Here is an 18683-nt window from a genome sequence, read left to right as displayed (position 1 = left end):
GCCGGATAACGCTCAATAACGCCATGTCTATCACTCCGTCGACCCCCGCTGAAAACAGCCAGGGCGGGTTCAGAACATGGGTCAATTCTCAGCGGAAATTTCCCGCTCTCCCGGGTCAACTCTCAGCGGAAATCAACAGCCGGAGCAGACGAATGAAGCGGCTGAACTGATCGGGGTCGGTTATGCTAAACCGCATGGCGTAGCGATCGATCGACGAGAAGGGGATTGCGCCAACGCCGCCCATCGTCAGGGGACGATCTGAGCCCAATCCCCAGAACGCTTCCCAGACGAATTGCAGATGCGGAGCGATCTCAGGCCACGCGGAGATCGCGCGCACCGCGACCGGATCGCCATCCGCCGCTTCCTCCAGCAGCCATCCATCGGCATCGGAGTAAGCCAGGGCCCATTCAAGGGCCTCAATCAGTTTTTTGAGGCGTCCTCGATCTCGGCGAAATCGTCTTCGCCGACGACGGCCGCGGCCCATTCCACGGCATTCTTGAAAACCACGAACGAGGGATTGGTGAGGATTTCGAGCGCCTTGGCTTTCGAGAAGGGAAGGGGGGCGCCGTCATCATCCTCGAGGCCGGACCAATCGACCAGGACAGTTTCAGCCAGGAGCCGGGCGTTGATCGAGTCGGACGTCTTCGTGTCCAAGCCCTTGATCCGTTCGGCTCGCGGCACCTCAGAGATCAACTTGTTCCTCAGGCGGCGACAGTCGGTATTGTCCGCGCCGCGGACCTTGAGGCGCACGGCCGGCAGGAACTGCCCCACGGGGACCCACCGCCCGGTCTCGATTGCCTCCGCGTTGACGGCGATATCACTGAGCTTCATTCGGCTTCACTTTCTCTGCTGGGGATGCGGCGGGGGCGACTTTCGCCAGCGCCTTGGCGACGACCATCTTCCCGAAGTCGTCGGGGACATCCACGACCGCGCCTTCTAGGAAAAGGGTGTTTTCTGCAACGGACTCGTCTGGTCGCCCGTAAAAGGCCTGGGTGACTTCGATCTTCATCACGCAACAGCCTTATCGATCTTGATGGTTCCGTTCGCGCCGTCATACACAGCCGTGAAGCCGAGCGTCGCCAGGATCGGACCCGCGCCGGCCTGGGAGACACTCCCTTCCTGGAAATAAACCTTCGGCATGGTGAAGGTGTATTTCTTGGTGGTCACGGACCCGACGGTGAAGGCGAGCGACCCGCTGTTGTGCGCGAGGAAGGCGGCGAGGCCCGCGTTCGTCTCAAAGAGGGTCTCGATCGAGCCCGTCACTTCGATCATATCGAAGGCGTTGCCCAGCCGCGTCAGGCTTCCAATGACGTTGATCGGCGTCAGCGCATGCTTGATCGACATCTTGAGCGACCGGATCGACGGCACCGGCGAAAGTCCGACCAGCGAGATATTGGCCACGCCGAGCGCGTTGTAATATTCTTCGCTGTTCACAGCGGCATATGTCGCGCCGGAAATCAGCGATGTCGCCAAGGCGGCGACCTTGCCCTGGACATTGATCGTCGCCTCCATCAGCCCACGGGCCGCGACGCTGATCTCCATCGACTCGATTTCGACGCCTGTGTAGCGAAGGTAGTTGGCCGCCGTGCCCGTGATCTTTTCCTCGAACGTCTTGGAGAGGATAGAACGGCCATTCCATGCGGTGTTCGTTGTGAAGGCGGATTGCCGGATGGTGGCGAGCAGCATCGACTCGAACGCGCCGCCGTAGCTTGGAACGAGCGCATAGGACCCGCTTGCGTCCTGCCCGAGCTGAACGAGATCGACCGGGTTTGAGTGGTTCGAAAGCTGACGGATCAATTCCGTCTGCTTCGTCGCATTCATGCCCGATCCTTCGAGGACGCGCGCATAAGCGAATGACGGGGTGGCGGGCGTTGTGCCCCAAGCGACCTCGTCGACGACAGCTACGTCGCGCTGCAAACCGGAAGCGAAGGTCATTTAATATTCTCCTGTGAGGCGGGATAGGCCCATCAGGCCAGCAGCATGTGGCGGTAAGAGCAGGCGAAGGAGATTTCGAAATAGGCGCCGTCATCGGCGTCATCGAGAATCGTTGGCCCGGTGAAGCCGAGGAACTCCGTGCTGTTGAGGAACTTCCCCCGGAATTGCTGCATCAGCGCCTCGATGCGGGTCGTCCACGGCGTCCCGGGTGGATCGATGCCAATTCCTACCGGGATGTTCAGCACGACGCGAAATGCGCCGCTTTCCTCGTGGTAGTTCGTTGGCGCGCCGAAGGAATATTGCTGCTCGTTGCAGAAAGGATAGACGACCTCAAGGAAAGCGCTGTTGTCTGACGGAACAGAGCCAGTCGCGTTTGGCCCATAGACGTCCGTATAGGTCCAATTGGCGGCGAGGATTGACGCGACGGTGTTTTGAACGGCAAGGGACGCCATGGGTTAAGCGCCAGCCAATTCGAGTTCATAGGCGACCAGGACGCCCTGAAGGCGCCGCGTGGCGTCATCAACCGCGATGATGACGAGTGTCTTGCCATTCCAGATCAAGCGGTCTTGCTTCGGGAGGAATGGAACCGGGAAGCCGGTCGACTCGACGTCTTCCGCGCTCACAATGGCCTTGCGGCGCAATTGCTGGACCGCGCCGACGACGTCGGAAGGGTCAGCGCCCACGATTCTGGCCTTGACGCTGTAGGGTCCGGCGCCGGCGCCGGTAAGACGCTGGAGGACGATCGTCTGCCCCGATGCTTTCAATGACCGTGCAAGCGATTGACGGGCTTGGGCAGGCGTCATGGCGACCGGGCGAGGTAACGGAATAGCAAATGGTCTTCCGCCTCCGAGACCGCTTCGGAAGCGCCGGCCGATGACACGGCATATTCGAAGCGGTTGATGCCCTCGTTGGTCTCAGCGCGCAGGCGGGGCGCGAGCGAGGCTGCATCCCGCAGCTCGTAAAGACGAGCGACCCGCAACATGATGGCGGCCTTGATTGGCGGCGGCGGCGCGTCATAGCCGGCGTCATAGCGGATTGTCACCGGCTCGCCGCCGCTGCGCACGTCTGGCCAGGATTGTCCATAGGCAAGGCGGACGTATCCGAAGCCCTCGCTGTCCGTCACGACGTCATAGACGCTCGCTGGGAGTGTTTGCTGGACATTTGCGGGGTCGCGGTAGATTACCGAGCTGACCGCAATGAGCGGCGGCCGGGGTAGGATGATTTCGTCCGAAAAGGAGGGGAGATCGAGCTCCCATTGGCAGGGAACAATGGTCCGGTTGAGGTAATAAAGCGCATCGGTCGCGGCGCTGATCAGCGCGGCGATCAGAGCGTCATCGTCCGTCGTATCGACGCGGAGATGCGCCTTCGCCTCGTTGAGCAAGACGGCTTGCGTCGTAGGCGGGCTGGCGAGGCGAAGGGTCGGCATCTGAGGTCAGGCAACGCGCTGGGTTTCGCCGACTTCAAGCTCGACGAGGGCGGAGATCGGGGTTCCGGTTCCGTGCGTGCCCGAGAAATCAGCCGTGAGCTTGAGGTATCTCTTGCCGCCGATATAGCCGATTTTCTGAACGGTGGCGGCGGCATGCGCGGCAACCAGCGCGCGAACAATGCCATTTGCGATCGAAGGCGGCGCCACGCTGTCGATATTGAGGACCTCGTCGTCCGTCACATTCGCGAGGTCCGATCCGTCGCTGGCGTTGCCGGCCTGGAGAACGAATTCGATCTTGTTCGTTCCCGAAAAGGTGATGCCGCCGACGCCGATATGGAGCAGCACTGTAGCAGAGCGATAGTCGCGAAGATCGACGAGGGCGCCAGCCTGGTCGGCCGCATAGACGGCGGGGGCGATGGCGTTCACATAGCTGCAGCACGAGACTGCGTCGCGTTCCGGGGTCATCTCTTAAATGTCCTTGTGAAGGCAGGGAAGGGCGGCTGGTCCACGAGAGAAGCGGCCGCCAAAGGGCAGAAACCGCGCCTTGGGAGGCCGGTCTCAGGCGAATTTCAGGAACTTCATCGATTCGAAGTTCACCGCGCCGCCGCCCGTCCGCCGGCGGGTGTAGAATTTGACCCATCCCTTCAGCGTCAGAGGATCGCGCAGCACCGAGATGCCGACGCGATCGACGATCTGATAGGTCTCGGCGAAGTCCCCGAAGGCGATCGAGTAGGAGTTCGCGGCGATCTCCGGAACATCCTCGCCTTCAACGACGCTGTAGCCGAGGACCGTCTGCGGCTGGCCAGCGGTCAGCGCCGGCTGCCACAGATATTGACCGGTCGTATCCTTGAACTTGCGGATGGCCCCGACGGTCGCCCGCGTCATCATGAAGCGCGCGTTCGTGCGATAGCCCGCCTTGAGGCGATAGACGAGGTCATAGATGGCGTCGGCCGGCGCGGTTGCACTGAAGGCGCCTGAGGTCCCGGTTCCGACAAATTCGAACGTTCCCCAGGGGCGGGTCCCAGCCTTGTCGGTCGTGGCCGCGAAAGCGTAGGAGAACAGGCCCTTCGGCTTGAGCACGCCGTCGCCAGCGACGAAGGCGGCGTTTTCGACGCGGGCGATCTTGTCGGAGACCTTGGTCGCAAGCCACGCCTCAAGGTCGATCATCGCGTCGTCGAGAACCTTTTGCGTCGCACGGGGCTCGGCATAGACCTCATTGACCGCGATTGTCCATTTGCCGAGCTGGGGCGTCGACGTCTCGGTGCGGCTGGTCTTTTCGCCCACCCAGCCCGCGCCCGCCTCGCCATTGTCGATCGGGCCTTCGAGGGAGTCGGTCCCGATCGTCACGACGCTGGCGACCTGACGGATCGGCGAGGACTCGTAAATCTTGGCGACCATCCGGCCGGTGACGTCGGGCGTGACGGCATATCCGCCGTCCGGGTCGGAGCCGACCGAAAGCGACTTGAGCTCAGGCTGGCGGCCATCCGGGCCCTTGCGCATATAGGTGTTGAAGGCCTTCTTATAGTCGCGGAAATCGTCGACGGTCACGGCATGGCCGGTCAGCGCCGCGAAGTCGCCGGCGGCTTTGATCTCCGCGTCCTCTTTTCCGCCGCCGCCCAGACCGCCGCGATTGAACTTGGCTTCGATTTCCTCGGCGTGCTTCTGCGAGAGCTTGATGGCGTCACCGAGGTCGTCCAGGGTCTTGTTGATCTTGCCGAGCTTCTCCTCGGTAAGGACATCGGCCGAGCCGAGCTTTTTGACCTCCTTCTCCAGGGCGTCATTCGTCGCCTTGAAGGCCTCGAAGGTCTTCATCTGTTCGGCGAAGAGCGCGGACACCGCCGGGTCGAGGGCGCCCGAGTCCTTGCGCTCATAGTTCTTTCGTTCCAGCATGTGGTTCATCGCCAAAAATCCCTTTTCTGAGCTATTCGCCGCGCAGCGCGCGCAACCGCCGCAGGATGTCCGCGGCCTCTCTGTCGCCGGCGTCCCGCGCGGCGCTCATGGCCTCCCAGCCGCCCGAAAGCAGCCGTTTGGCCTCGCTCGACGTCAGCTTTGGAAGCGTCCCGCATTCCAAAGCCCGTTCGAATTCTCGTTTGGTCATCTCACCGGCCGACTTGACGGCAGAAACGCGCGCCTTCGGATTGGCGGGCATGGTGACGAGCGACACCTCAAAGAGCTCGATATCCTGCAGCGTGCGCCGCGGCTCCTCGGGCTTTGTCCCCACGGTATAGGTCTTGGCGGCATAGCCGATCGATAGGCCGTCGAGGGCGGGGCGGGGCTCCATCTTGCAGAGCGCATAGGCTTCCTGCCCGCGCGGCGTGTCGGCGAAGACGCCCTCGCACCAAAGGCCCTTTTCGTCCTCGCGCATGTCCGTCCAGACGCCGATCGGCATCAGGTCGCTGGCCGCCATGCCCCAGCCGCCGTGCTGGGCGAGCATGGCGGGCAGGCTCTTTTTCTTGCCCCATTCCTTCAAGGTGCGCTTGAAGGCGCCGGGCGCTATGACGTCCCCATAGGAATCGACATTGCCGAAGATGGCGCCGTAGCCCTGAAACGCCCCGGCCTTTGCGTCGGTCGAAAATTTGATCTCAAAGGGCGCGAGAAACGAATTCATTGCCCGGTTCCATCTGCTGCAGGATCGTTTGGCGGCGCGTCAGCCGCCGAAGCGCCGGCGACGGCCGCCGGGATGGCGTCTTCGCCTTCCATCCAATCCAGCCCTTCGTCTTCACGGACCTCATTGGGCGTCATCCATCCCTGGCCGCCGCCGTGGCCAAGCGCCTTGGCGTAGAAATCGGAGCGGTCGCGGGCCGCGCCGCGCATGAGACCATTGAGATGCAGGCGAATGACGGTTGGATCGTCCGGCGCAAGCAGGGCGCAGCGCGCGGAGTCCTCGAAGCGTTTGGCCCAGGGCGCGATGCAATGCACGACATGGGCAATGAACATCTGCTCGGCGCTGGCGTAGGTGGAAGTCTTGTCGCTGTAGCCGGCGATGATCGGATTGACGCGGAAGGCGCGGCAGATCTCTTCGATCTGGAAGCGCCGCGTTTCGAGGTGCTGGGCGTCGACGCCGGTCATCGCCTGGGAGGCGTATTTTGCCCCCATGTCGAGGACGAGCGGCTTGAACAGATTGTCGCCGGCGACGTGCTTTTCGATCCAGCCCTTCAGCTTCTCATGCTGCTCCTCGGAAAGCTTGCCGTCGACCGAATAGAGCGCGCCGGGCTGGACGCCGTTCTTGTGCAGCATGGCGTGGGCGGCTTCTGTCGCAATGGCGAGGCCGATCGCCTCCCGCGCGAGCTTCACGGGCTCGAGGCCCATCCAGGAATTCCACGAGGGGCCCCGGAAGTGCCAAATCATCTCCTGCGGGAAAACCGTCACGTCGCCGCTCGAGAGCTGTGACAGGCCTTGCGAGAGGCCCGATTGATCGGGAACCTCCGCCGCGACATGGTATTCGAGGCTCAGATCAGCCTTGCGGTAGACCGTCACCCGCCCGGGCGAGATCGGAATGAGCTCCTGGATGCGGCGCGCCTTCGAAGGGCCCACCCGGTTGACAAAAACGAAGGCGTTCCCTGTCAGGGCGGCGTGTATCGCCAGCGTCTCGCGGAATTCATATTCCGTCTGCCAGCGATTGGGCCGACGGAAGAGCGCCTCGAGCGGGTGATCTTTGACCCGGGCCAGGCGATCTTGGCTACCGTCGTAAAAGCGCAGGGGCGTCTGCGACAAGCCATCCCCGATCGCGCGGACGCAGGCCAGGACGGCGGAAACCTCCAGCGCCGAGCGCCAGGTCACAGCGACGCCGGATTTGACGCCGGGGTAGGACAGGAAATCCGGAATATTGATCAGGCCGGATTTGACCGAGCCCCGCCAGAGGCCCGCGATTTTCGTCAGGAGTCCCAAAAGGATTGCCCTTGCGGCTCGGCGTTGATGGCGACGGCGTGAGCGATGACGGCGGCGACGATCCCGTCGATCTTTTCCCGGGACCGCTCCTTGTCCGGCGCGAAATTCATGTTGCGATCGAAGCGAACCCAGGCGTTTCCGGCCATCCATCTGAGAACCGGATGGCCACCGTGGTCGAGCTTTCCGGCGAAGACGAGCTTCTCGAAGGCTTTCGTCGACTCGCCGAGCGAGGGAATGCCCTGCCGGACTTTGACGAACCGCTCCGGATCGACGCCCTCGTTTTGCAAATCGGTGACGAGCTTCGTCGCGTTCCACGGGTCGAAGCCAATCGCCTGCACGCTGAAGGCCTCAAGCGCCTCGCCGATCGCCGCCTGGACATAGGCCTGATCGACATAATCGCCCGGGGTCGCCTCCAGCGCGCCCATTTTCACCCAGCGGTCATAGGCGACGCGGTCGCGCTTCGAACGGACGTCGATATTTTCCTCGGGGCACCAGAAGCGGGCGAAGAGGCGGACGGTCGCGAACTCCTCGTCGGGCGGGAACCAGGCGACCAGCGCGGTGATGTCTTGTGTGGACGAGACGTCAAAGCCGAGGAAACATTTGCGGCCGCGCAGCGTATCGGCGCGCTTTCGCCAAGCGTCCTTGTCCTCGCAGCAGGCGTCCCATTTCTTCGGCGGGATCCATTTGACGGCGTTCTCGACCCATTGGTTGAGGTGGTAGCGCCGGAAATGCGACTCGGCCCGGGGGTTGTTCGTGGCGAGAGCCGCCTCGCGGCGAAGAAAGTCGATCGTCGGCGAGAGCCCGAGATTGGGGTTGACCCTGCGCCAGTTGCTCTCGTCCTGCCAGTCGTCGTCGTCTTCCAGGGCGAACATGACGACGAGGGAAGTGGGATCGTAAAGGCCTTCTCCAGTATCCTCGCCGCGCGCGGGCGGCTCGATCGGGCCGGCCAGAATCTTTAAGGACTCCTGGAAGAGCTCGTAACCAGTGACCGCCGATTTGAGGCCGGCGGTCGAGGCGAAGAGCTCGATCGGCTGCAGTTGCGCGCCCATGCCTTGCCGGATGGTCGTGTCGAGATCGCGGGACTGCCATTCATGCATCTCGTCGCCGACGGAGACGTAAGGCGACAGGCCGTGTTTTCCTTCGGCCTTGCCGGTCAAGATTTCGAAACGGGCCTGTCGGCGCGCCATCCAGATCGAGCGGCCAAACACCGTGAGGTCTTTCGCCAGGCGCGGCTCGCGGAAGATCATGGCCTTGATCTTGTTGAGAACCGTGCGCGCCTGCTTCTCATTGAGCGCAAAGCAGTAACCCTGGCCGCCGTGCACCGCGTCGAGCGCCCAGAAGAGCAGGGCGAGCGCGGCGAGGAACTCGCTCTTGCCATTCTTGCGCGGGATCCACAGCAGGAGACGGCGGAAGAGGCGGACCTGTTGCACCGCGGCGCGGCCAGTGTGAGGGTCGACGATCTCGGCGCCGATTTTCCAGCCGACGAGGAGGCGGACGGCTGACTCCTGCCAAAGCGCGAGCCGGAAAGGGACGCCGGCGAAGTGCAGATCCGTCAGCCGGAAGATTTTCGGCCAGAGATCGACGATCGCGTCGGCTTTGGCCTCGTCATACCAAGCGCCCTCAACGGCCGCCGCGCGGCGCCAGGCGATCTCCGCCCAGGGCCAGCCCTTCGCTGCCGCAGCCACGACGAATTCTGGAAGGTCAGGGGTCGAGGACGCAGTATCGCTCGAAGCAAGCGCGGTTGCCGCCATCTACTCGCTGCAGATCATTCCAGGACGCTCCGACTACCGTCACTGAAGAGTCGGTGGCGTCGAATCCCGCCGGGCCGCGAGGCCGATCAAATCCTCCGCGTCGCTCAGCAGATCGGCCTGAGCATCCGCCGGGCGGCTGGCTGCGGTCGGCATCGCTCCGCCGCCATAGGCGGATTGCTCGCGCAGAAGCGCGTAGCGGCGCAACGGGGAGAGCCCGAACTCCGCCGCAGCGTCGAAGATGAACTTGCCAAGCCGCTCTTTCACCATCACCGCGGGATTGGTGCGAAGCATCTTGTTGCCGCCGTGCGTCTTCGCCCAATACTGCGCGCCATTGACGAGAATGTTGTCGACCGCAGCCATATAGTCGGCGACCGAAATGCAGAGCACGGCAAAGGTGTAACGGTCGAGATTGCTGACAATGTTGAACTTCTTTAATTCCGCCGCGAGCTCCCGCCAGACCGTCAACGCTGGCCTCAAACGCTCATCGAGCAGCATCGCCGGCGGCGCGAACGGATCGCTCGACTCCGCTGGAGCCGCCGCAATGACGCTCGCCAAGCGCTCGGCCTCGGCCAGCGCCCTGTCGGCCTTCGACATCCGCTTGCCGGGGGAGCCCTTGGCGGCTTGCATGCGCGGCGTGTCCGGTCTGCGTCCCATGGAGTCCCAGAACAAAAAAAACTTTCGGGAATATCGCGGAATTTTTTGGGCGCTTACCTGACCGGTTGCGCCCCCTACGGGCCTAAAGATTTAGGCCCCCCGGGCCTCGTCGCTCTGCTTCGCGCGGTTGTGGTGGTGGGCGCAGAGCGATTGCAGCTCGCCTTCCCAGAACAGCGTCCAGTCGCCCCGATGGGGGATGACATGGTCCGCGACGGTCGCGATCTCGACGCGCCCCTCCGCCTCGCACATGCAACAGAGGGGTTGAGCCGCGAGTTGCGCCTTGGCCATCCGCCGCCACCGCTGAGAGCCATACCACTTGCGCCACTCGTAGCGGCTGCGGCGGCGCGCGTCATATTCGGCGCGCGCTTCGCTTGGCGCTGTGGCGCGGTGGGACGGGCGAGCCGTCTTCGGAGAGGAGGGCATGGCGCTTGATGATCGAGGGCTGAGGCCGGGCAGGCTTCGCACTTACGCTCGCTTTCGCGGGCGTTGCCGAACGTCGTGCTCGATCGGTGGCCGGCGGCCATGCTCCACAAGCTCGACGTGACCGACTGGAAAGATGATGGGCGTCGGTCTGCCGAAGATGCTCATTTCAACACACACAACGCCCTTCGAGTCAACTCTCTCGACGACGCCTTGGAGCGTTGCGAATGGTCCTTGCAGCGCCTTTACAATATCGCCCCTCGTGTAAGCGATAGTTACATCAACGCGTTCCGGCTTGAAGTTGCGGTAATGAGTGATGAGCTCATCAGGCACGATCGCCGGCTCATTCGAGCCTGCAAAGCACAACCACGTCTCGACGCCAGGCTGTTCCTTGATCGCGCTAAAGACCGAATCACTCATCTCAATGCGGATGAAGAGGTAACGGCCGAAGATCGGAACATACCGCGCCTTCCGCTTGTTCGCTTCGAGTGGCTTTCCAACCCAGCGCGCCGCTGAGCGCACCTTTAAAACCGGTCGCCACACCTCAAAGCCCAACGCCGCCAGGCGGCCATAAACGTCCCGATCCTTCCCCTCGAAGCATTCAATCACGTGCCACGCCGCCATTATGCCACTCCATACTCGGCTGCCCCATCTGTCCCATCTCTCTGTTCAAGATGGGACGCTTTAACTATTTGAATTCACACTAACTGTCCCATCTGTCCCATCTGTCCCATCTTTTTTGGCTGTTCGGACCTCGGTGTTGCCGCGCTGCTCCATCGTCGGCACTCAACCGCAATGCGCGCGCGAGAAAATGATGGGACAGATGGGACAGATGGGACAGCATTCATAAAAACAGTTAGTTACCGCGTCCCATCTCTCGGCGAAATGTCAGACGGATGGGACAGATGGGACGCGCCCTCATTCTGCGTCGCTCTCGGATGGGCCGCCCTTCTCTTCTGCACCCCAGTCGAACTCCTGTTTGATCGCGGCGTCGAAGGCGGCGCGGGCTTCGGCTAAGGAGGGAAACTCCAGGCACCAGACGCGGCGTATCACCGAGTGAGGCGCGCCGGTCTGCTCATCGTAGATCTCGACTTCTTCGGTCGCCCTTGCCCTTTTCATCCCTGGCAAAAGACGCCGCATCTGCATCCCGAACTCTATCTCTGCCGCCTTACGACGAACGCCCAGCTTGTCGGCCGATCGGAGGTAGTCATTGAAAATCGTCGACGACGGCACCCGCTCCCGCCAGCCGCCAGCGCGATGGGTTTGCGAGCCATCAACGAGGCGCCCGAGCCACCAAGCGGTAATCGGGTCCAGAGAGCGGATTTTTTGCTCCAGAAGCGCTTCCGTCTTGGGGATCACGCGCAAATTTGGTGCGTCAGGCGCATCGAGGTCGACGGCGAGCAAATCCGCTAACAGCGCCTCTCTCCCGCCGCTGTCGAGCTCTTCATAAAGCTTCCCGAACCGGCTGTGATCTTCTTTCCAATGATCGGCGACGTCAAAAGCTGCGAAGCGACGTTCGTCCAAGCCAGCGGGAACGACCCAGCTTTCGTTCGATGTGAAGAGCAACCGGACATAATTGTCGAGCCGGATCGGATCGACGCCTTTTGCTTCGACCATCTGCTTTGGCGCTGTCACGAGGCCCTTGAGACGGCCTTCGGCTGCCTTATCGCCGGCCCAGACGCCCTCGTCGATTTGCAGCAGGATGCAGGACGCCATATGCGCGTTGAACTGGCCAACAATGTAGCGAGGATCGTCAACAAGGAAGTAATGCGACTCAAAGAGTGAACCGATCACATTTCCGACGATCGTCTTTCCCGTCCCCATTTTGCCGCGCAGCACGATCGCCGTGCCGATCCTCTCACGGGGACGCTGGATGAGATGCGCGAACCAGTGCCAGACCCATCGAAACGTCTGATAGTTGCTGTCGCAGATATTCGCCTTTACATGATCAAGAAACGTAAAATACTTTTTCCACCGCTCCTGCGGTGACGTTTCTGTATCCGGCGAGACAGAGAACCCCCGCCACAAATTGAAATAGCCGGGCGTGCCGGGCGCATTGTTCGGGTCAGGAAAGAACTCGATGCCGTCATAGGTCCGCCGGCGCGCATGCCTCAACCAATAGGGGGCGATCGACACGTAGCGAGAGACAGTCTTGTAAGACCCATCTTCCTGCCGCTCGCGCTTTCGGACGCGGCGGAGCTGATTCTGAAAATAGGCTTTGAACGCCTCGATCGACAGGACGCGCGTGCGGTCCTCGATCGGGGCGTTGGGCGTCTCGCGCATGATCACGGCGCGAGACCCCATCAGAACGAAGCTATATTCGCCGTTTATATCGTCAATCACGTCGCCGGCAGCGCCGCCGTCGTCTTCCGGCGGCGGCGCTTCATTCTCCGGCGGCTCGTCGCCCCCGCCGTCGCCAGCCGGCGTATCGCCCGGGAAAGCGCCGGGGTCGCGATCTTCGGCCGAGGGCGCCTGCCGCCCGCCCGGGAAAATCACGACCTCCGCTCCCTCAACCGCGCGGGCGATGTCGTCTCTTCCCGTCACGCGGATGCTTCCTCAAACGCGGCAATTCGCATGTCGTTAAAGTCGACGCCCTCGTTGCTCATCGCCACTTTGATGGCGAGCGCGGGATATTCCCGTGAAAATCGCTTGGCTGCGCGCAAGAGCGCCAGGCGCGTTGTAAACGGGTCGCTATCGCCGTCGCCAAGCAGGATCAGCTCTTCGACGCTCGGTGGGATGAAAATGACCCGCCAGTCGACGTCCGGGTCCGCCGGCGTGTCGTTACGGACGAAGACCGAGCGGCTCCGGCCGCGCGCGTCCACGAACGTCTTCGTCGGATGCTTAACCCGCCCCTTTGCTTTGCCGCCGAGGTTGTCGAGATCGACGCTCGTGCGGAATTCCGCGCCCTCGACGAGGGACGAGCCGGCCTCGACGAGCGACCAGTAGACGGACAGCACAGTCTCGATGCCCTCGCCGAGAAACCAGCGCTTCGGCTCATCGCCGCCGGACACCATGCGGATGGATCCGCTCTTGAGCGAGCCGCGCACCTTTTTCGCTGGCAGCAGCATGCCGGTTTCGGGGTCAATCGTCTCGGCCTTGCCCTTGGGCGCGTCGAGATCGATCCAGGTGACATGCACGCCAGTGAAACGGCCGTCGACCCCTTCGATCGCGGCGATCATCGCAGGGCCTTTGCGGGCGACGGTACTGCGGGACTCCGTCCAAAGCTCCATCTCGGGCGCGAAGCGCAGCCGGGACGTCGCATGGGGGTGAACCCGCCGGCGCTCAAGATAGGCTTCGGCAGGGGTTCCCTCGACCGGAACAGAGCGCCGCCAGAACCCCCAGGCACGCCGGCGCTCCGCCTCTCGATAGGCGTTTTGTTCGCGGGCGCGCTGGGCCTCTTGGGCAATGCGCTTTTCTTCGCGCTCGGCGAGGCGGGCTTCGCGTTCCCGCCGCTCCTCCGCCGTCTCGCGCGCATCACGGCCCGGCGGCGGTCGGCCGGTCACCGCTTCGCAGGCTCCGAGGAAGTCGAGGCCGTCGATATGCTGCGCAAGGGCGATCGCATCTCCCGAAAACCCTGAGACGCGGCAGTTCCAGACGTTTTTGCGCGTATTGACTGAAAAGCGGTCGACGCCGCCACAGCCGGGGCAGGGCTGGCCGGCGTCTCCAGGTCTGAGCTTGATGCCGCGCGCGGCGCAGTAGCTCGCGACGCTCACGCGCCTCGCTTCATCGATCCAATCGCGCCAGGCGAGATCATCTGCAATGCTCATGGACGCCTCTTTCGATAATGTCGAGGATATGGCCGGCGAGGCCCTGCGGCCGCCCTTCGCTGTCGCGCGACACAGTTGTCGCCAGGCGGTCGGCCGCCGCCCCGTGCTGCAGCGCAAGCGAAAGCAGCAGGCCGGTGTCTCGCGCCAGATGATCGAAGAGTGTGGTCGTCTTAATCGCGTTAACGAAGACTTCCGCGAGTTCGCCGGTCTCAAAGCGGCTGAACGTGACAACGAACTGCTGCCCTTCAAACCAGGTTTCGAAGGACTCTGACCCACGGCGGTCGGGAAGCTTGTCGCGACGCGCGCAGCCGCTCACGACCTGGTGCACGGCGTTGCCCAGCGCGACGAAGCTTTCGGGGCGGACAGTCGCCGCGATATGTTCTTTCGGCTCAGCCAAGATTTTTGCGATGCTCCCTGCAAGCCCAGACAATGTTCTCAGGCGCGCGGGCACGCCCCTTGCCAAAAGGCGCAAATCCGCCGCAGAAGGCGCAAACGTGGGCGCCTGAAAAGACCGGCCTTCTTGCTGCCGGCGCTTGCTCTTTAGGAACGCCAGCAGGCGCGAAGAGATCAGGACCGCTATGACGTTGCGCGCGCGGGCTCATGCGTGAGCGGCCTGCAAAAGCTCGCGCAGGCGCGCTTTCGCGTCCCGATCGAAGCGATAGAACCCAGGCCGCATGGTTTCGATCTTGACGCCAAGCAGGGCGAGCTTACGGCGAATATTACAGATATAGACCTTAACGACGTCGATGCTGCGCTCGTCATCGTCTTTGCTGTAATCAAACGTCGTAGCGAGGAGCGCTTCGTGCGATACCTGCGCGCGTCTGTAGAGCAGCGAGACTATTTTGGCCTCAGCATTGGTCAAGCGAGGCTCTCCGAGGTCGCGAAACGCGAAATGCAGGTCGGCGGGCCAGCATGTCCCGCTATCAACCTCGCTGAATTCCGCGGGGTGTGGCGCGCGCCAGATCACGGCATCTCCCTCCATTCTCCGTCAATCCAATAAGCGATGGTCTTCCCGGCCTTGAGCCCGCTGCGTATCAGCCAGCAGGCGATACGCGTCCGAATCCGAAAGGCGAAGGGCAGCTTCGAGAAACTCGACTCGCTGTTTGAGTTTGGCGAATTCGTCACGGGCTTCCTTGGCCTTTTCTTGGGCGTTGGCGATTTCGCGCAGGCGATGCAGTTCGTCGGCGCCAATTTTTATCCTGCCGTCCGCGTACCAGCAGTCCTTTACCCGCGACGCGGACATAAAGCCGATCCTGCGCGCGGCGCGGGCGATCTGACTCTTGATCGTGTCGCCTGGCTCTGCGCCGGCGATCTCCCGAACAAGCGTCTTCGCCTCAATCAACGCGCTCAATTTCGTCTCCGACGATTTTTCGGACATTTCCGAAGCCTTCCATGTCAGTCTGTCGACATGGAGGGAGTAGATGAAGTCACTTTGGTTACATTGCCGACGCTTTCGGCTGCCACCGGCCGCGTCGTCGTCAAAGCTAAATTACGCAACGCTGGTGATTTTGGTTGACCGTCGGCAGCCCAAACGAGCAATTCACGAATAGGCTCGCGGCGGCCCTCTTCGGGTTATTAAGGGGGTCTATATATGTGCGCCTGCGCCGCTTTCGTTACTTGCGGCGCACCTTGATGCCTAGGGCACGATGTCACCGACGCAACGCCCTCAGTTAATGTCACCGCGCCGTTCATCTCACTGCCTCTTCGGTAAGTGACGTGCGGACTTCGATTGGATAAATATCTGGGCGTAAGGCGTGGCGGGAGATGACCCCCCCGGTTGCCCGCTCTATTGGAAGCACATACTCCGCGGGTACACCTATCTTAGATTTCGTCAGCCAAAATGAAATGAGCTGTTGTTTCACGCCGATTCTGGCAGCAAGTGCCGCCTGTGATCCACATAGCTCTATGGCTTCCGTTAACGCTGCCGAGTTATCCATGAGTGGCACGATACAAGGAAAGTTGTCACTTAGCAACAAGGAAACTTGTGGATCGCAGAAACAAATGTCCTTGTAAATTTCGGAGTCATGACGACGATCGGTGAAAGGCTACGGTTTCGCAGAAAGCAGCTCGGCATCAGCCAAGCTGAAGTTGCTCGCCGTGTGCGCAGACTTAGACCGGGGGTCACGTTTTCCCAGCAGGCTTACCAGCAGCTTGAAAAGGGTGACTCTCGCTCCAGTGTTGAATTGCCTGCGGTTTGCGAAGCTTTAGGTGTAAGCCTTCAGTGGGTGCGTGACGCTGTCGGATTTCCTCCCATTCCTCCTGAAGATGCGCGGGTTGGGTCTGGAGTTGACCAGGAGCTTGGGCACGAACGAGTAAACGCCATTCTCGAAGCGGACGTCCGGTCAGGTGCTGGTGGCGGGGGTGTTCCCATCGATCATTACGTACATGATCAGGCCGGGAACACCTACGCAGCGGAAGGCATTGCCGGCGAATGGTCTCTACCGCAACCTGTTATGTCAGGAATGTTGCGCGCGTCTCCTCAAAACATTCGGGTGTTTGAAGTTATCGGCGATTCCATGGAACCGAGGCTAAAATCCGGTGACAGGGTCTTCGTCGATCGACGCCTTACATATCCGAATCCAGAGGGAATATTCGTGCTTTGGGACGGCTATTCGATCGTTGTGAAGCAGCTACAGATTGTTAGAGGCACGGACCCGCTTAAACTTCGCGTTATTTCGGCAAATCCGCACTACGAACCTTATGAAGTCCTGGCTGATGAGGTGAACATCATCGGGCGCTTTGTTGGGCGTTTTACCACAGAGTGAGTTTGATGCCTCTTCGACGCACCGGAGTATGTTGCTTGTGGTTGCTATCGGAGGAGAGAAAATGACGAAACAATTGTCATGGTGGGTCTACGCTCCGGTGATTGCGCTCCTGTGCGCCGCCGTGGAGATCGGAGCCGCCCTTGGAGCAGAGCAGTCACCTCATATAGTTGGCTGGCGCCTCCCTTCTATGATCGTCCTACGAGGCCCTACGGACGGGGTGGGGCGGCTACGAGATGAGTTGAAGGGCTCAGCCGTCAAAGAATTGGATGCGGGTGCGAGTTCTAGGGAAGATGGCGAACCTACCTCGATGGCTAAACTCATCGTATCTGTCTTGGCGCAGATGGACGCTGGCAGGATCGAGCTTAAGGGAGGCGAGCTAACAGCCGAGGGCATCGCCAACGCAAAGATAATCGAAGACCTAAAGGGGCAGATTGCGACACGGACGCCACCCGGCACCTTACTTTCGGCGTTACGCATTGATTCTCGTGAAAACGCGCCCTTTCATTGGAGTGCTGTCAAGGGCTTTGACGAGGGCGTAGGAGCCGACGTTGTCACGTTAGCTGGCGATGTGCGTGACGGGCTGTCTCGTGGTCGGATTATCGCGACAATGGGAACTGGGGATATTCTCGTCGACCGTATGACGGAGAGGCCGAGTGTCCCCTCTGAGGCATCCGCCGCCGCAGAAGCGCTGCTCCCGCAATTGCGTTTGTTGGAGGACGGCTTTGTCTGGATCTACGGGAGCAAAGTCGACTTGATCGGAACAGCGCGGAACGTCAAGGTCGCAGACGATCGAGACGGCTGTCGCGTCCTTTTGGCGGCGATGCCAGGAGGAATTGAATGCGGCACGGTGCGTATTCGCGCTGTTGGTTCGGGCTATACGGCTGGGTATGGAGGCACTCCTAGGCCTCAGCGCATGCCTCCACCAAAGCAATATGTCGCAGTCAAGCCAGCGGAACCAGACGCCGACTCTGTCAAGAAGGCCTCTGATCCTCGAATTCGAGACATCCTTTACGCAACCGTACGGCAACGCGATGAAAGCGACGAAGGTTCTCCCGGAGTAGTGACATACACTGGCGAGCGCAGCCAGACGCTGAGTTTTGGGCGAGCACGCGTCCACATCCCAGAAGGCCACAAGATAGGCCGTATTGAGATTCCCGGCGGCTTCTCGTTATTTGGCATTCAGCTAGGGCAGCAGTCTGGCTTCGAACTGCGTAGCGTGCAGCCGCTTGATCCAAGCGAATGGAACGCCCTCATCGATGCGGTTAAACCACACGAAGCGCTTATTTTTGTTCACGGCTTTAATAACTCATTCCAAGCCTCGGTGTTTCGTTTAGCTCAGATCTCGTTTGATCTCGGGTACACTGGGCTGCCCGTGTTATTTTCGTGGGCATCGCGCGGCGCCGTCGCTGATTATGAGTACGACCGCAATAGCGCCCTACTAGCCAGGGATGCATTCATTCAGTTGCTCGACAACCTGCAAAAAAAGCACGGGATTTCAAAGGTGCATGTCTTGGCGCATAGCATGGGAAATTTTCTCGTGCTCGACGCACTGGCTAACCGAAGCTCCATGCCACGCTCACTGGGGCATCTGATTATGGCGGCACCAGATATCGACCGAAATGAATTTACGCAAGATGTCCCGAAGATAAAGGGGATGTGCAAAGGGCTCACTCTCTACGCGTCTTCGAAGGATCATGCTTTGGCGCTCTCAATGAAGATTGCGGGAGGGATCTCGCGGGCCGGCTACGTGCCTCCCGAGGGGCCGATTGTTCTCCCAGGAGTTGAAACTCTCGATGTTACCGCGCTTGGCGCGGAATTGTTCGATCTAAACCACTCCACGTTTGCCGAGGCGCGGCCTCTTATCGATGATATCGGATTGATCCTTGCGGAAGACCGCCGCGCCCCACGCCTTGCCGAGGAGCGGCCCGCCCCGGAGGGAATCACTCCACCGAGGTACTGGCGTTTCGCCCCCTGAACACCGTGCTTTGCGCTGCAATCGGGAGAGGATGGTCCGTCTTCCCCTCTAGAGACACTCGGTCCAATGTCAAGGTCAAGGCAGCACAGGAGCGACGGGGCG

The 18683-nt window shown here is 61.3% G+C and carries 23 protein-coding genes; 2 read left to right on the top strand and 21 right to left on the bottom strand.

Annotation, left to right across the window (positions count from 1 at the left end):
• Nucleotides 1-115: 115 nt before the first annotated feature.
• The 21 genes from ACR652_RS17365 to ACR652_RS17265 form a co-directional block, all read right to left on the bottom strand.
• Entirely contained in the window at nucleotides 116-484 is a 369-nt protein-coding gene (locus ACR652_RS17365; RefSeq protein WP_434507737.1) for a phage tail assembly chaperone, read from the bottom strand.
• Nucleotides 421-771, bottom strand: coding sequence for a hypothetical protein (locus ACR652_RS17360; protein WP_434507736.1), 351 nt, complete (start codon nucleotides 769-771; stop codon nucleotides 421-423). The genes ACR652_RS17365 and ACR652_RS17360 overlap by 64 nt, the downstream gene beginning before the upstream one ends.
• 46 nt (nucleotides 772-817) lie before the next feature.
• Nucleotides 818-1009 carry a hypothetical protein gene (locus ACR652_RS17355; protein ID WP_434507735.1) on the bottom strand — a complete coding sequence of 64 codons (192 nt, stop codon included), beginning with the start codon at nucleotides 1007-1009 and terminating at the stop codon, nucleotides 818-820.
• Nucleotides 1009-1935 (bottom strand): phage tail tube protein, encoded by a 927-nt coding sequence (locus ACR652_RS17350; protein WP_434507734.1) that lies wholly within the window; start codon nucleotides 1933-1935, stop codon nucleotides 1009-1011. Before ACR652_RS17350 ends, ACR652_RS17355 begins: the two co-directional genes overlap by 1 nt.
• Nucleotides 1936-1967: 32 nt before the next feature.
• Nucleotides 1968-2387, bottom strand: a complete 420-nt coding sequence (locus ACR652_RS17345; protein ID WP_434507733.1) for a hypothetical protein — start codon at nucleotides 2385-2387, stop codon at nucleotides 1968-1970.
• Between the two features lie 3 nt (nucleotides 2388-2390).
• Nucleotides 2391-2699 (bottom strand): hypothetical protein, encoded by a 309-nt coding sequence (locus ACR652_RS17340; protein ID WP_434507732.1) that lies wholly within the window; start codon nucleotides 2697-2699, stop codon nucleotides 2391-2393.
• A gap of 35 nt (nucleotides 2700-2734) precedes the next feature.
• Nucleotides 2735-3361, bottom strand: coding sequence for a head-tail connector protein (locus tag ACR652_RS17335; RefSeq protein ID WP_434507731.1), 627 nt, complete (start codon nucleotides 3359-3361; stop codon nucleotides 2735-2737).
• A gap of 6 nt (nucleotides 3362-3367) precedes the next feature.
• Nucleotides 3368-3826 carry a hypothetical protein gene (locus tag ACR652_RS17330; RefSeq protein ID WP_434507730.1) on the bottom strand — a complete coding sequence of 153 codons (459 nt, stop codon included), beginning with the start codon at nucleotides 3824-3826 and terminating at the stop codon, nucleotides 3368-3370.
• 93 nt (nucleotides 3827-3919) lie between these two features.
• Nucleotides 3920-5260, bottom strand: a complete 1341-nt coding sequence (locus ACR652_RS17325; RefSeq protein WP_434507729.1) for a phage major capsid protein — start codon at nucleotides 5258-5260, stop codon at nucleotides 3920-3922.
• 22 nt (nucleotides 5261-5282) lie between these two features.
• Complete coding sequence (locus tag ACR652_RS17320; RefSeq protein WP_434507728.1) at nucleotides 5283-5969, bottom strand: HK97 family phage prohead protease; 687 nt, start codon at nucleotides 5967-5969, stop codon at nucleotides 5283-5285.
• Complete coding sequence (locus ACR652_RS17315) at nucleotides 5966-7249, bottom strand: phage portal protein (protein ID WP_434507727.1); 1284 nt, start codon at nucleotides 7247-7249, stop codon at nucleotides 5966-5968. The genes ACR652_RS17320 and ACR652_RS17315 overlap by 4 nt, the downstream gene beginning before the upstream one ends.
• Nucleotides 7237-8934, bottom strand: a complete 1698-nt coding sequence (locus tag ACR652_RS17310) for a terminase large subunit (RefSeq protein ID WP_434507726.1) — start codon at nucleotides 8932-8934, stop codon at nucleotides 7237-7239. Before ACR652_RS17310 ends, ACR652_RS17315 begins: the two co-directional genes overlap by 13 nt.
• 105 nt (nucleotides 8935-9039) lie before the next feature.
• Nucleotides 9040-9627, bottom strand: coding sequence for a P27 family phage terminase small subunit (locus ACR652_RS17305; RefSeq protein ID WP_434507725.1), 588 nt, complete (start codon nucleotides 9625-9627; stop codon nucleotides 9040-9042).
• A gap of 117 nt (nucleotides 9628-9744) precedes the next feature.
• Nucleotides 9745-10077: an HNH endonuclease gene (locus ACR652_RS17300; protein WP_434507724.1), complete on the bottom strand. Its 333-nt coding sequence runs from the start codon at nucleotides 10075-10077 to the stop codon at nucleotides 9745-9747.
• 42 nt (nucleotides 10078-10119) lie between these two features.
• Entirely contained in the window at nucleotides 10120-10698 is a 579-nt protein-coding gene (gene nusG / locus ACR652_RS17295; RefSeq protein WP_434507723.1) for a transcription termination/antitermination protein NusG, read from the bottom strand.
• A 294-nt stretch (nucleotides 10699-10992) separates the two neighbouring features.
• Nucleotides 10993-12210 carry a primase-helicase family protein gene (locus ACR652_RS17290; RefSeq protein WP_434507722.1) on the bottom strand — a complete coding sequence of 406 codons (1218 nt, stop codon included), beginning with the start codon at nucleotides 12208-12210 and terminating at the stop codon, nucleotides 10993-10995.
• A gap of 404 nt (nucleotides 12211-12614) precedes the next feature.
• Nucleotides 12615-13841 carry a DUF7146 domain-containing protein gene (locus ACR652_RS17285; RefSeq protein ID WP_434507721.1) on the bottom strand — a complete coding sequence of 409 codons (1227 nt, stop codon included), beginning with the start codon at nucleotides 13839-13841 and terminating at the stop codon, nucleotides 12615-12617.
• The gene (locus tag ACR652_RS17280; protein ID WP_434507720.1) at nucleotides 13825-14238 is read right to left on the bottom strand and encodes a hypothetical protein; all 414 of its coding nucleotides are present in this window, start codon (nucleotides 14236-14238) and stop codon (nucleotides 13825-13827) included. Before ACR652_RS17280 ends, ACR652_RS17285 begins: the two co-directional genes overlap by 17 nt.
• Before the next feature lie 201 nt (nucleotides 14239-14439).
• Nucleotides 14440-14808, bottom strand: a complete 369-nt coding sequence (locus tag ACR652_RS17275; RefSeq protein WP_434507719.1) for a winged helix-turn-helix domain-containing protein — start codon at nucleotides 14806-14808, stop codon at nucleotides 14440-14442.
• Nucleotides 14809-14829: 21 nt separating this feature from the next.
• A complete protein-coding gene (locus tag ACR652_RS17270) occupies nucleotides 14830-15219 on the bottom strand; it encodes a hypothetical protein (protein ID WP_434507718.1) in 390 nt (129 codons plus the stop codon).
• A gap of 310 nt (nucleotides 15220-15529) precedes the next feature.
• A complete protein-coding gene (locus ACR652_RS17265) occupies nucleotides 15530-15778 on the bottom strand; it encodes a transcriptional regulator (RefSeq protein ID WP_434507717.1) in 249 nt (82 codons plus the stop codon).
• An 87-nt stretch (nucleotides 15779-15865) separates the two neighbouring features.
• Between ACR652_RS17265 and ACR652_RS17260 the strand changes: the two genes are divergently transcribed.
• Complete coding sequence (locus ACR652_RS17260) at nucleotides 15866-16606, top strand: XRE family transcriptional regulator (RefSeq protein WP_434507716.1); 741 nt, start codon at nucleotides 15866-15868, stop codon at nucleotides 16604-16606.
• A 61-nt stretch (nucleotides 16607-16667) separates the two neighbouring features.
• Nucleotides 16668-18581 (top strand): alpha/beta hydrolase, encoded by a 1914-nt coding sequence (locus tag ACR652_RS17255; RefSeq protein ID WP_434507715.1) that lies wholly within the window; start codon nucleotides 16668-16670, stop codon nucleotides 18579-18581.
• The last annotated feature ends 102 nt before the right edge of the window (nucleotides 18582-18683 follow it).

It is taken from the genome of Methylocystis sp. (assembly GCF_051061225.1).
Taxonomy (GTDB): Bacteria; Pseudomonadota; Alphaproteobacteria; order Rhizobiales; family Beijerinckiaceae; genus Methylocystis.
This window is presented reverse-complemented; position numbering and strand designations above follow the sequence as displayed.

Coding starts and splice junctions, on each gene's coding strand:
- nusG (WP_434507723.1), bottom strand. CDS start 10,698: ATGGCGGCGTGGCACGTGATTGAATGCTTCGAGGGGAAGGATCGGGAC.
- ACR652_RS17300 (WP_434507724.1), bottom strand. CDS start 10,077: ATGCCCTCCTCTCCGAAGACGGCTCGCCCGTCCCACCGCGCCACAGCG.
- ACR652_RS17265 (WP_434507717.1), bottom strand. CDS start 15,778: ATGGATAACTCGGCAGCGTTAACGGAAGCCATAGAGCTATGTGGATCA.
- ACR652_RS17330 (WP_434507730.1), bottom strand. CDS start 3,826: ATGACCCCGGAACGCGACGCAGTCTCGTGCTGCAGCTATGTGAACGCC.
- ACR652_RS17255 (WP_434507715.1), top strand. CDS start 16,668: ATGACGAAACAATTGTCATGGTGGGTCTACGCTCCGGTGATTGCGCTC.
- ACR652_RS17365 (WP_434507737.1), bottom strand. CDS start 484: ATGGGCCGCGGCCGTCGTCGGCGAAGACGATTTCGCCGAGATCGAGGA.
- ACR652_RS17350 (WP_434507734.1), bottom strand. CDS start 1,935: ATGACCTTCGCTTCCGGTTTGCAGCGCGACGTAGCTGTCGTCGACGAG.
- ACR652_RS17355 (WP_434507735.1), bottom strand. CDS start 1,009: ATGAAGATCGAAGTCACCCAGGCCTTTTACGGGCGACCAGACGAGTCC.
- ACR652_RS17320 (WP_434507728.1), bottom strand. CDS start 5,969: ATGAATTCGTTTCTCGCGCCCTTTGAGATCAAATTTTCGACCGACGCA.
- ACR652_RS17305 (WP_434507725.1), bottom strand. CDS start 9,627: ATGCAAGCCGCCAAGGGCTCCCCCGGCAAGCGGATGTCGAAGGCCGAC.
- ACR652_RS17270 (WP_434507718.1), bottom strand. CDS start 15,219: ATGTCCGAAAAATCGTCGGAGACGAAATTGAGCGCGTTGATTGAGGCG.
- ACR652_RS17285 (WP_434507721.1), bottom strand. CDS start 13,841: ATGAGCATTGCAGATGATCTCGCCTGGCGCGATTGGATCGATGAAGCG.
- ACR652_RS17260 (WP_434507716.1), top strand. CDS start 15,866: ATGACGACGATCGGTGAAAGGCTACGGTTTCGCAGAAAGCAGCTCGGC.
- ACR652_RS17335 (WP_434507731.1), bottom strand. CDS start 3,361: ATGCCGACCCTTCGCCTCGCCAGCCCGCCTACGACGCAAGCCGTCTTG.
- ACR652_RS17345 (WP_434507733.1), bottom strand. CDS start 2,387: ATGGCGTCCCTTGCCGTTCAAAACACCGTCGCGTCAATCCTCGCCGCC.
- ACR652_RS17325 (WP_434507729.1), bottom strand. CDS start 5,260: ATGAACCACATGCTGGAACGAAAGAACTATGAGCGCAAGGACTCGGGC.